Raw genomic sequence first — 11,768 nt, forward strand, 5'->3', positions numbered from 1 at the left:
TATTACTCCTTAATTGATATTTGTTTAATTTTTAACTCTTCACCACCTGTTACAGTTAATTGGCTGGAGTTACATAGTGGGCAAGCGTCGTATCTTTGTTTGACCACCACTGTTTTATCACAACTAAAACACCAAGCATTTGCCTGCGTTTGTATAATTTCTAACTGAGCACCATTCGCAATAGTACCACGAATTGCCACATCAAAACTAAATTCTAAAGCGTTAACTTCCACCCCTGAAAAAGGTCCTATTTCTAACCAAACCTTATTAATAGCTTTATAGTTATTTGCTTTTGCACTGGCTTCTAGGGACTCAACAATACTCATGCAGATACTCATTTCATGCATTGTTAATCTCTATTGTATAGCCAACACAAGGATCAATAGCATTAGTTAACAATGTTATTTTATTAACTAAGTCCTGTTTATTTTGAAAATCAAGGGATTGAATCATTTGCTTTAAAACGCCTTGAGGATGAAAATTCCATTGCGTTGGTGAAAGTATCCGATAACTCTTAATTTCTTCGCCTTGAATTGTTAAAGAGTGCATTAATTTTCCGCGTGCTGCCTCTACCTCAACAACAGCTGTATTAACAACAGTAGAGGTGTTAATATCATAATGAATATCCTCAGAATAAAGGTTCACATAGTTGCGCTTAATCCCCTTCAACAACTCAAATATTTCCAGCAGTTGAGAGGCATATCTGCTTAACACGCCATTGCCATATTTTGCAGATAATTTCTGTATTAATGGATGTTTTTTTTGTCTGCTATATGGTGTAGTTTCATAGCAAATATTTTTATAAGTAGGCTGACCAATAAACCCATCATCATTAAGCAATGTTATTATTTCTTCTGTTGTTATATTTGGCAAAAATAAAGAATCAACGCTACCTAAGCCACTTGATTGAGATTGCTGTATATTGTGTAAAAATAGGGCGCAGTCGCTACTTTGGGTTTTTATCCAATATTCAAAATTTTCACTATTGGAAAGTATTGTCTCTGAACGGAACTGTTCGCCAACAAGCTCAAGCATTAGTTGTTGCTCTAATTTTGCAACTAAAGAATTAATGCCACTAAAAGGTTGTAGTGTTTTTTTTTCTAACGATAAAGGGTTGCCTGTTAGAAATAAAGTGGTATTTATTTCTCTAAGCGTAGCAAATAAATCAACAATATTTTTATTTATTTTATTACTATCATCAATACGCCATTTTGTTGCAATACTAAAACAATGCTCCCTAATAGTCTCTAAATCTAACAATAATTGACAGGCCATTATTTCATTTTTGCTCAAAGAAATCACCTTGCATTTATCCAAAAGGTGTAAAAATGCAAATCTGTGTGCAGTATTACATAATTGATACAAAGCATCGAGTGTTGTTGCGACTTTTTGAATAGACTGTCCTGCAAATAATTGAGTGATATGTAGGGGGCGAGAAGAGCTAATTAAAACTTTTTTAATATCAGAGGCCCCTATAACAACTTTGATTACAATTTTTCCTTCAATTGACATTATAAAACTTGTGTATTGTTTTTATTCCCACGAAGAAAATCTCTTCTTGAGGTAACCTTACTTAAGGTCTCATCGTCCTTAATTTTTTGTACTAGCGCTTTCTTATCCTTTTCTGCTTTCTTGAATTCATCATTTTGCAATAATTGCCCCATCACTGCAGTAGCAGTCTCAACTGCTTGAGTCTGGGTTTTAAATTCAAACATAGGCGAAAACAATGAACAAGTTAAATAAACACCAAATTCATCATCTAATTGGGTTAAAAAAGAATATTCACCATCTGGAAACAATATGTTGGCAGTTTTCCCTACCCTAATTTTTTGTTGCATAATGCCATTTGGCAGTAGAACAATATTCATAAACCAAGGTGTGATTAATACTCCGACTTTAGAGGCTTGCTTACCGCTTTCTTCTCCCCAGTTAACAAAACCCACTACTTCAACTTTAAGTTTATTGTTAACAATCGGAATGTCTTTCATTTTGTGCTTATACACATATTGATAATGACTTTTTAAACGCTCAATATTGCTACCATTCATTTTAATAACTATAAAATATCATTTCTATCGATAACCATAAACTGATCCATAAAACCATCACAATTTGGACAATGCCAATGCCCTGGTAATTGAGTAAATGGCGTGTTAGCTGCTATCTGCCAATAATCATCCCCCTCTTCAGGTTTGTAAACATGATGACAAATTTTGCACTCCATGCAAGCATCATCGGCAATTTTCTCCTCATCTCCTAGATAACTGCCTTCAAAAGTTTTCACAATTCGTCAGTAAACTCTTTTAAGCGTTCAGTGCTTGATTCTATATCTTCTTGTGCAGCACAAGCAACAATAGGTATGTCAACTACCTCAATAGTGCTGAGTATTTCATTGTCAGTAGAGTTAAAATATTTCACCCACCAAATAGCAGAAACACCGGTTGAAGTAATACGACAATTACCATAACCTCTTGACAAGATAACAGTATCACCCAAACCTAAAACATTATTAATAGAGATTAAGTCATCTTCTGTGTGAGGCAACAATGTTAAATTAATAGCTTCTAAAGAAGTTTTTAAATTACCATATTCTTCTCTTTTTTCTTTTAATTCAGTCAAAATTGCGGGTGCGTTAATGACATTTTCTGGCAATAAGGCGCTATTAAATATAACTTTACTAGAGTTTTTTTGATTAAGCATAACAATCGCCTCTGGGATATCACCCACTTCAATACAGTCACTAACAAGATTGTTATCGTTATCAATAATAGTGATTCGCCAAACGCCTGTAAAAATTGACTCTTGAATGTTTACTATTTGTTCTTTTTGATTGATAATTGCACTCACTTCCCCCTCGCCTAGCAGGGTATTAAGGTACGCTAAATTATTTTCATCCAAACCATGAACAACAAAAGACAGATTAGGGTTATCAATTTTATAATTAAGCATTTGAAAATGAATGCGTTCTAAAAATTCTTTACACTGAGATAAGTCTTGACTTTCATCCCATTCATAAATTTTACTATTTACATCAAAGGTAGACATTTCTGTCGGCATTTCCATATATTCTAATTTATCTTCTTCCGATGTAGTTTGTGAACCAGCACCTAAAAAATTTGCTGGAATTGGTGGAATAGGGATTGATGACATTTTTAAACTCCTTCTAATTTTGTTTTAAAGCTATTTTAATGGGTGGTGTTGTTGGTTCCGATAATAACAGTTTTTGTATTGTATTGATATAATCATCCCAGTCTTGCACCTTGGAAATGGCACCTAAATAATTTCCATCTTTAAAAAACACCAAAGAAGGCCAGGTGGTAAAACCATAATTTCGCTGAACTTTCATTTCGTCATCGCGACTAATAATAGCGGGAACAATTGCATGTTTAAAAGCTACCATCAATTCTGGCAATATGACAGCAACATCTAAACTTTCTGGAAAAAGTTTAGCGTCATTGCAAAAAAATAAAACACTATGACGGTGCTTACCGATAAAAGCGTTAACATCGTCTGCCAATAAAAGCGGATATTGATTTTTATCGATAAGTTGCTGTATTAGTTCTGGAAACATCATTGTTTGTCCTCGGGTAAAAAAGGGTTAATAGGCGTTCGATCAATTAAATCACCAAATAAAGCGTGTATTCGCTCGCTCTCATCACTATACATCGCCAAACTGACTGCCTTTAAAGCATTATCAATTTCTTTGGCTCTGTCAGCAGAAATAACCTCTCTGGCAGCATCAATAAAAACCAACACCCAAGTACCTGTCATTTGTGGTCCAACCAATTGCATATTAATGGTTTTATTAACCCCATTATCTTGACAAGTCGCAAAAGTATCGCTCATAGAATCCACAACCTGCATAGGAATACCAATACACATTATTTACCCCTCAAAGTGCTTTCGACCATCCACAAAGACATTAGTGTGGCAAGTATTATCAATCAATTCTTCTTCTCGCTGCTCAAAAGCATTGTCCATTAACACCCGGGCATCTCCTTTTCTGCACGCTATTGCTTCAGGTGGTCGATTAATTTCATAATCGCCCATAGCAATTGTTGGGCTGTTAACACCATCACATTCAGAAAGCGGTGTTATGCGCTTTTTGTAAGTAACACCATAACCATCAAGATATTTCAAACATTCATTAATTGCTGGTTGAATTTGCACTTTAACTTCATCACGCAAACTACCACCAAAATCCTCTAATTGCACAGGTTGAACGCCAATTAAAAATATGTGATCTGGTGTTTCCCCTGTTAATTCAGCGGTAGATAGTACTTCTTGAAAGCCTGTTTGATGTAGACTCATTTTTTTAGCGCCCATAAATTTAGGGACATCTTCATCATGAATAAGTTTCATCGTGCCAGGTTTTAAACCATAATCAATTGCATCAAAAACAATCAATAAATCACATTCTTGTACATGTTGAATTAAATACAACCCCAGTGTGCCACCATCCATTAATTTAACTTCATCATTAAATTCGTATTGCTGATTGATTGCCTCAACTGTGCGCACACCAAAACCCTCATCAGCCCACAATATATTGCCAACACCTAATATTAAAACTTTCATTTTTTACCTTTTTTATATAGATAAAAAGAGCTCCAAATGACACTCTTTTTACTAAGAAAATTAAAATAAAATGACTATCTTCGATCGTCTTTCCAAGTTCTCCAGCCATTAATCATTGTACTAACTAACGATTGCCTTGACATTACATCTTCTCTAATAGCGGCATAAATATGAATCATAACGAATGTCAAAATAAACCACATGCCCAAGTGATGCCAAGTATGCACATCCTGACTTTGTCCAAAGAGTGGAATCAGCCACCCAGCAAAGGCAGTATACCACCAGCTATCCATTCCTTGACCTTCTGCATACAATGCAAATCCAGTAAAAATCATAAAGATAGATCCTGTAACAAACATTAAAAACATAAACAGTGATGCCATAGGATTATGTCCCACATATTTTTTAGGCTCTTTTTCTAAGAAGGCATACCAGCGCAACTCATGCAACACCTCTTTCCACCAAGATATTTGAAACAATGGTGGCACGAAAAGCTGTTTGGCATGTCCATTCCCCACAAATGCCCAATACACCCTACCAATCATACCAATGGCAAACACATAAGCCGCCACAAAATGGAAAAAGCGAATATAGCCCATAACATAAAAATCACTTGCTTCACCTGACATGCTAGGCAATGGGGAGCCGATAAAATAACCCGTCAACGCCAAAACAGTAATAGCACCTGCATTAACCCAATGCCACAAACGCACAGGCGCTTCATATACATAAACTGCCTCTACGGTTGATTCAATACCTGATGATTCTAAGTCACCAATAGCCGAACTCATCTTTTTTGTACTCATAATCTACCCCTTGAAATAAAAGTTTATGACAATAAAAGACCTACACCCAATATTGAACTCATAAGGCCTAATACCATTAATATCGTTGATAAAATTTGCCTGCTATTACAAACAAGGACAGCGCTTACTATCAACACCGCACTCATTGCCAACATTGCAGCGATATGGTATGAGCTACTAAGATAGTGTTTCGCTACCTCAATAACACCCACAAATTCAAATGGCGTATGCCCAGAATGAGCAATCGCAGTGACTGAAAATAACAACGACATTGCAACTAATAATAATTTTTTCATTTTTATACTCCTTATCGAACTTTAACATTAATTAATTCTTCACCTTCTTCACTCATTATATGAGTAGAACAGGCAAGACATGGGTCGAAACTGTGCAAAGTGCGTAAAATTTCAACCGGCTCATTGGCACGCTCAACAGGGGTTCCCATTAAGCTGGCCTCAAAGGCACCAATATTTCCCTCTGGGTCTCGAGGTGACCCATTCCAAGTTGTTGGAACAATACACTGGTAATTGTCAATTTTTCCATCTTTAATCACAATCCAATGCGCATTTGCACCACGAGGAGCAGCTACTGTACCTACACCTTTGGCATTTTTTGGCCAAGTTTTAGGATCCCATTTTTCCATGTTAGCAGTTGAGCTATCGCCACTCTTTATATTTTTGATTAACGCATGCCAATCCTCCACCATCATTTCAGCGCAATATTCGGACTCCAATGCTCTTGCAAGCGTTCTACCTATAGTAGATTGCAGCGCTTGCTTCATATTAAGTTCAGTGCCAGCTAAAGCGTTAAATCCAGAAAGTGCCTTAGTGGTTTGTTCTGTGATGTACTCATGACCTTGTGCGATTGCTAAAACATAACGAGATAAAGGACCCACTTCAACTGCATGCCCTCTCCAGCGAGGGGATTTAATCCATGAATATTTAGCACTTTCATCAAGCTCCTTAATATCGGTTCTTGTGCCTTTAGTTTTGGATCCTAACTCATAGTTTGGCTCCGTAATACCATCCCATGGATGTAATCCTTTGGTTTCATCTGGATATTTATACCAAGAATGTGTAACAAATTCTTGCACTTGCTCTGGGTCTTTTGGATCAACTGGAAATACCTCATCCCAATTGTCATTAAGAATAACGCCACCTGGCAATTGATCGGTAGATTTATCATAATTAACTTTAGGATAAGCGCCGTAATCCATGACACTTTTTGCACCAATACCGCCACCCCATAGTTGTCCCTTATAAAAACTGGCAATAGCAATAACATCAGGCACATAAACATTATTATTAAACTGCACCATTTCATCAATGCGTGATTTAACAAAATTTAAACGCTCCATATTTAGGGGTGCACCTGCAGCCATATCGCCATCCATATTAATTGCACACGGGACGCCACCAACAAGATAATTTGGGTGTGGATTTTTACCACCAAAAATAGTATGCAACTTAACAAACTCTTTTTGCAAGTCCAAGGCTTCCAAATAATGCGCTACCGCCATTAAATCTGCTTCGGGAGAAAGCTTATAAGCAGGATTGTCCCAATAACCATTTTTAAAGGGTCCTAATTGCCCCGATTCAATAAACTTACGAATTCTAGTTTGAATATCTTTAAAATATCCAGGGCTAGATTTGGCATGCTTAGGCGATACGATATTTTGCAGCCCTGAGGTTGCCTTCGGGTTTGCCTTTAATGCATTCACTGGATTGACCCAGTCCAACGCATGCAAGTGATAAAAATGCACAACATGATCATGCACTTGCAAAGTTTTTGCCATCATTTCACGAATAAGATGCGCATTAAGTGGGATTTTAATATCCAACGCATCCTCTACTGCTCTACAAGATGCCAGCGCATGGCACCCTGTACAAACGCCACAAATTCTCTCAACAAAAGCCCAAGCATCGCGGGGGTCTCTACCTCTTAAAATCACTTCAAGTCCACGCCACATTGTACCCGTGGAAACCGCATTAACAATCACATTGTTTTTGTCTAAATTGACTTCACAACGCATATGTCCTTCAATTCTAGTAACAGGATCCACAACAACACGCTGACCGCCGTTGTCCAAAGTGTAACCATTGGGTGTATTTATAACTGACATAATTTATTCTCCTGTGTTTTCTGCTTGATTGGTCTTGGCACTTTTAAGTGCACTGGCTGCTGCATGCACAGCAATTACCGCGCCTGTAGCACCAGCAACAGCAAATCCGATTTCATCAGCATCCGCCTCAATACCAAAGCCATGCACCTCGGTTAAGCGGTCATAAAATGAGCCTTTATCCCAAAATCCATCTTCTGAGCAACCAATACAACCATGGCCTGCTTGAATTGGGAAAGAAGTGCCTTCATTCCAACGAATGGTAGAGCAAGCGTTGTAAGTTGTTGGACCTTTACAGCCAACCTTGTATAAACAATAGCCTTTTTTGGCATTTTCATCGTCAAACTCTTCCACAAATTGTCCAGCATCAAAATGTGGACGACGATAACATTTATCGTGAATTCTTTGTGAATAAAACATCTTAGGACGGCCTTGTCTGTCTAAGGTAGGCATTTTGTCAAAAGTTACCATATAAGTAATCACCCCTGTCATAACTTCTGCAATTGGTGGACAACCAGGCACTTTAATGATTGGCTTGTCAGTGATTAATTTATGTGTTGGTGTTGCTTGTGTAGGATTGGGTCTGGCGGCTTGAACGCAACCCCAAGAAGCACATGAACCCCAAGAAATAATCGCCTTACAATGTTTAGCAACTTTTTCAATTTGGTGGTGAAAAGGCTTGCCGGCAATAATACAAGACATGCCGTCTTGATTAAGAGGTGTATTACCCTCAACTGCAAGAATAAAATTACCATCGTATTTTTCAATAGTCTCATCAATAATGGCTTCTGCTTGCTGCCCTGCTGCCGCCATAATCGTATCATCATAATCTAGCGAAATCATAGACAAAATAACATCTTTTGCCAATGGGTGTGCTGAACGAATAAACGATTCTGAACAGCATGTGCACTCTAAGCCATGTAGCCAAAGCACTGGAATTCTTGGTTTATTTTCCATGGCATAAGCAATCTTACCGACAAACGAAGGCCCTAAGCCTAATGCGGTTGCAGTTAAACTACAATATTTAATAAAACTACGACGACTAATCCCCTGTCTTCGCATTACATCATAAAAGCTTTCAGTTGGCGATTTGTCAACCGATCGTGTTAATTCTATATTAGGCATAATCCTCTCCCCTTAAGTTTATTATTTAATAAAAAAACAATATACCCTAATCAATAAAAAGTATACTATTTAATATTAATAACAAGCAATAACTATGCCAAAACACTCATTACAACAAAAATTAAGTTTTAATTTCAACTTAACACCCTTATTAAAAAACTCTATAAATCTACTGTCTATGCCGTATGACGATTTATTAGTTGAAGTGAATAACGCCTTAAAAGAAAATATTATTTTGACTAAAAATACTAAAAAAACAGATGAATTTTATGTCAATAATAAAACCAATGAAGATTCCTTTGCAAAATTAACCTTCAAAGAATCTTTGTTTTCTAGTTTAGAAAACCAATTACCAAATATTGGTTTAACCGAAAAACAACTTAATATCGCCTATATTATGCTTGAGAATTTAACCGAAGTCGGATTTCTAGAGATAAACATTGAGGCAATCATAAGGATTTATTCAAGAAAACACTCCAAGGATCAAGTCAATATTCAGCAGTGTGAGATGGTCAAAAATAAAATGCAAACCAATCTTGACCCTTTTGGTATTGCCTCTTTTAATACGCAAGACTTTTTATTATTACAAGTCAATCATAAGGGAAACCTTGCCGATCAATCTTTAATTGTGAAACTTTTATCCGGTGAGACTGATATTTCCCAAATAACCGAAATACAAAGATGTAACTTCATCAAGGTGGTTAAATATTTGAATAAAACCCCAGCTGATAATTTAGGTAATATTCAAAACTCATATATACAGCCAGATATTTTTATTAACAAAGTAGGCGATGGTTGGCGCATTAGCCTAAAAAAGCTACCCGCTATCATGCTCAATAAAGAATATCTAGCGTTACGTAAACAAATTCCAGACAAAACTTTATTCAATGAACATCTAAGCATTGCCCGTGGACTGGTTGATTTTTTGACTTATCGCAATCAATATTTACAGAGAATTAGCAAGGCGCTGGTCGCCAAACAACATCAAGCGCTTGACAAAGGTCTGGAATACATATTACCATTAACGCAAAAACAATTAGCATTGGAACTGGATATGGGTGAATCCACCTTATCGCGTTTAATTAAAAACAAATATATGGATACACCCATTGGTACGATTAAAATCCAAGATTTATTTTCTGCCAATGTTGGCAATCATGCTGCAAAATCTATTCAACACAGAATTATTCAAATTATTCACAATGAAAGCATTGCACTTTCTGATCAAAAAATATGTGATTTATTAACACGGGACAGGATTGTAATTTGTCGAAGAACAATAACCAAATATCGAAAAAAATTAAATATACCTTGCGCCCGTTATAGAAAATTATTTAACCTTAAACTCAAAAATAATGACGCTAAAAAATGACAACTAATATTTTTTCCATGGTGTTCGCATTGAATTTAGTTAAAAACCCGCTAACAATAACTACTAAAAGCAACTTTGATTAAACAAAGAGCGGATTTTTACAAGCTGGTTTTTTTATTAAAAAACATAATAAAAAGGTTAAGCGTAAGCGCTAAGATAACCAGCACAATGCCCAGTGCAATAGCCTGACTGAATTCTCCTTTACTGGTTTCTAAAGCAATGGCTGTGGTGATGTTTCTAGTATGATGTAGTATATTACCACCTATCATCATTGCACTTCCTACTTCTGCAATAATGCGACCAAAAGCCATAGTGATGGCTGTAATTAAAGTAAAACGACATTCAAACATTAAAATAAGTGCGACTTGCCAGCGTTTTGCACCAAATGTAACCGCAGTTTCTTCCGCTTGTTTGCTAATGCTATTAAGTCCACTATAGCTAACATTTAAAATAATGGGAAAAGCCAATAAAATTTGCCCCAGTATCATTGCTTTTTGTGAAAAAAGCCAATAAAGATCACCCAGCACACCATACTTAGACAATAGTAAATAAATGACCAAACCAACTACAACTGCTGGCACTGCGACCAATGTATGGGTAATAGACAACGCTATTTTTGTAAAATAACAATGACAATTAGACAATAAAAATGCCAATACAAGGGCAATCGGTGTGCTAATTAAAATGGCAAATAAAGAAACTCTCAATGAAACGGCAATTATTTCCCACAGCGCCTTATCGCCAGAGAAAAGGAGGAACAGCGCATTTAAAACCATTGCCCATAAATTATCAGACATTAGTTTGCAAAGAAAAGTTGCTGTTCATTAATTTTATATTGGTTAATGATTTTCTTTGTTGCTGTAGAAGTGAGCCAATTTGATAAAATTTTGGCCGATTTATAATGAGTGTGAGGGTGTTTTTTAGGATTAATTAAAATAACACTATAAGGATTAAATGTAATAGTTTCTGAATCATTGTGATACAGAGAAACCAAGTTTGTTTTATCTTTTAATTTTAACCAAGTTCCCATATCAACGAGAGTATAAGCGTTTAATTCGTCGGTAATTTGTAATGTTTTCCCCATGCCTTGCCCCACTTGTTTATACCATGATCCATGAGGCCTTAGATCGATACTAGCCCAAATACTCTGTTCTTTGATGTAAGTACCCGAATTATCTGCACGAGAAATAAAAGGTATTTTTTGACTGGCAATTTTACTAAATATTATTCCTATTTTATCAGTGATGGCGATATTAGCTGGGTTGTGCCTAGGTCCAACAATTAGAAATTTGTTATACATTAAACTTTTGCGTTGAATACCGTAACCAGATTCAACGAATTGCTTCTCTTTGCTGGGTGCATGTACCATAACAATATCTACATCACCTCTCTCTGCTAGTTTCAGCGCCCTACCAGTACCTGTGGCTATTACCTTCACTTGAATATGATAATGTTGCTCAAACATAGGTAGTAAATAATCCAGTAAACCGGAATTTTCGGTGCTGGTTGTAGTTGCCATGGTGATCTTGTTAGATGCGCCAAATACTGGGTGAATTACCAGTAAAGACATGACGAGCAATAACTTTATATATTTAAACAACATGTTAAGTTCTTAAACTAAATCCAAGCATTATAACAACCGATTAATTAATCTTAATAGATTTTTTTCAAAAGTGAACTTTAAAAACCTTGCATTAGACTGGGTTTAACTTGGTTCAGACTAAGGGAAATTCTTTATCCCCAATCCAAAAATAGAAACTAAAAAAAC

15 protein-coding genes are annotated in these 11,768 nt (G+C 36.2%); 1 reads left to right on the plus strand and 14 read right to left on the minus strand.

Annotated features, from left to right (window positions below):
• Positions 1–2: 2 nt before the first annotated feature.
• The 12 genes from hypA to BHECKSOX2_RS08635 form a co-directional block, all read right to left on the minus strand.
• A complete protein-coding gene (gene hypA / locus BHECKSOX2_RS08580; protein ID WP_090718065.1) occupies positions 3–347 on the minus strand; it encodes a hydrogenase maturation nickel metallochaperone HypA in 345 nt (114 codons plus the stop codon).
• Complete coding sequence (locus tag BHECKSOX2_RS08585) at positions 340–1,512, minus strand: nickel-dependent hydrogenase large subunit (RefSeq protein ID WP_139683242.1); 1,173 nt, start codon at positions 1,510–1,512, stop codon at positions 340–342. The genes hypA and BHECKSOX2_RS08585 overlap by 8 nt, the downstream gene beginning before the upstream one ends.
• Positions 1,512–2,048, minus strand: a complete 537-nt coding sequence (gene hybE, locus BHECKSOX2_RS08590) for a [NiFe]-hydrogenase assembly chaperone HybE (protein ID WP_139683243.1) — start codon at positions 2,046–2,048, stop codon at positions 1,512–1,514. The genes BHECKSOX2_RS08585 and hybE overlap by 1 nt, the downstream gene beginning before the upstream one ends.
• An 8-nt stretch (positions 2,049–2,056) precedes the next feature.
• The gene (locus BHECKSOX2_RS08595) at positions 2,057–2,284 is read right to left on the minus strand and encodes a rubredoxin (RefSeq protein ID WP_370460914.1); all 228 of its coding nucleotides are present in this window, start codon (positions 2,282–2,284) and stop codon (positions 2,057–2,059) included.
• Positions 2,281–3,150 (minus strand): hydrogenase expression/formation protein, encoded by an 870-nt coding sequence (locus tag BHECKSOX2_RS08600; protein ID WP_139683244.1) that lies wholly within the window; start codon positions 3,148–3,150, stop codon positions 2,281–2,283. The genes BHECKSOX2_RS08595 and BHECKSOX2_RS08600 overlap by 4 nt, the downstream gene beginning before the upstream one ends.
• Before the next feature lie 13 nt (positions 3,151–3,163).
• Positions 3,164–3,574, minus strand: a complete 411-nt coding sequence (locus BHECKSOX2_RS08605; protein ID WP_090718087.1) for a thioredoxin domain-containing protein — start codon at positions 3,572–3,574, stop codon at positions 3,164–3,166.
• Complete coding sequence (locus BHECKSOX2_RS08610) at positions 3,571–3,882, minus strand: HypC/HybG/HupF family hydrogenase formation chaperone (RefSeq protein WP_139683245.1); 312 nt, start codon at positions 3,880–3,882, stop codon at positions 3,571–3,573. The genes BHECKSOX2_RS08605 and BHECKSOX2_RS08610 overlap by 4 nt, the downstream gene beginning before the upstream one ends.
• A gap of 3 nt (positions 3,883–3,885) precedes the next feature.
• The gene (locus tag BHECKSOX2_RS08615; protein WP_139683246.1) at positions 3,886–4,578 is read right to left on the minus strand and encodes a HyaD/HybD family hydrogenase maturation endopeptidase; all 693 of its coding nucleotides are present in this window, start codon (positions 4,576–4,578) and stop codon (positions 3,886–3,888) included.
• 74 nt (positions 4,579–4,652) lie between these two features.
• Positions 4,653–5,369, minus strand: coding sequence for a Ni/Fe-hydrogenase, b-type cytochrome subunit (cybH, locus tag BHECKSOX2_RS08620; RefSeq protein ID WP_370460918.1), 717 nt, complete (start codon positions 5,367–5,369; stop codon positions 4,653–4,655).
• A gap of 38 nt (positions 5,370–5,407) precedes the next feature.
• Positions 5,408–5,680 (minus strand): hypothetical protein, encoded by a 273-nt coding sequence (locus BHECKSOX2_RS08625; protein ID WP_139683247.1) that lies wholly within the window; start codon positions 5,678–5,680, stop codon positions 5,408–5,410.
• Positions 5,681–5,691: 11 nt separating this feature from the next.
• On the minus strand, positions 5,692–7,506 hold the full coding sequence (locus BHECKSOX2_RS08630; RefSeq protein ID WP_090718101.1) for a nickel-dependent hydrogenase large subunit: 1,815 nt from the start codon (positions 7,504–7,506) through the stop codon (positions 5,692–5,694).
• 3 nt (positions 7,507–7,509) lie between these two features.
• Positions 7,510–8,628 carry a hydrogenase small subunit gene (locus tag BHECKSOX2_RS08635; protein ID WP_090718104.1) on the minus strand — a complete coding sequence of 373 codons (1,119 nt, stop codon included), beginning with the start codon at positions 8,626–8,628 and terminating at the stop codon, positions 7,510–7,512.
• 94 nt (positions 8,629–8,722) lie between these two features.
• On the opposite strand from BHECKSOX2_RS08635, the gene BHECKSOX2_RS08640 reads away from it, so the two are divergent.
• Positions 8,723–10,000 carry an RNA polymerase factor sigma-54 gene (locus tag BHECKSOX2_RS08640; protein WP_139683248.1) on the plus strand — a complete coding sequence of 426 codons (1,278 nt, stop codon included), beginning with the start codon at positions 8,723–8,725 and terminating at the stop codon, positions 9,998–10,000.
• A 98-nt stretch (positions 10,001–10,098) separates the two neighbouring features.
• Here BHECKSOX2_RS08640 and BHECKSOX2_RS08645 read toward each other — a convergent pair whose 3' ends face one another.
• Positions 10,099–10,797, minus strand: a complete 699-nt coding sequence (locus tag BHECKSOX2_RS08645; protein WP_139683249.1) for an ABC transporter permease — start codon at positions 10,795–10,797, stop codon at positions 10,099–10,101.
• On the minus strand, positions 10,797–11,519 hold the full coding sequence (locus BHECKSOX2_RS08650; RefSeq protein WP_245391363.1) for an ABC transporter substrate-binding protein: 723 nt from the start codon (positions 11,517–11,519) through the stop codon (positions 10,797–10,799). Before BHECKSOX2_RS08650 ends, BHECKSOX2_RS08645 begins: the two co-directional genes overlap by 1 nt.
• Positions 11,520–11,768 lie beyond the last annotated feature (249 nt).

Origin of the sequence: thiotrophic endosymbiont of Bathymodiolus puteoserpentis (Logatchev) (assembly GCF_900127505.1) — a bacterium.
GTDB lineage: Bacteria > Pseudomonadota > Gammaproteobacteria > PS1 > Pseudothioglobaceae > Thiodubiliella.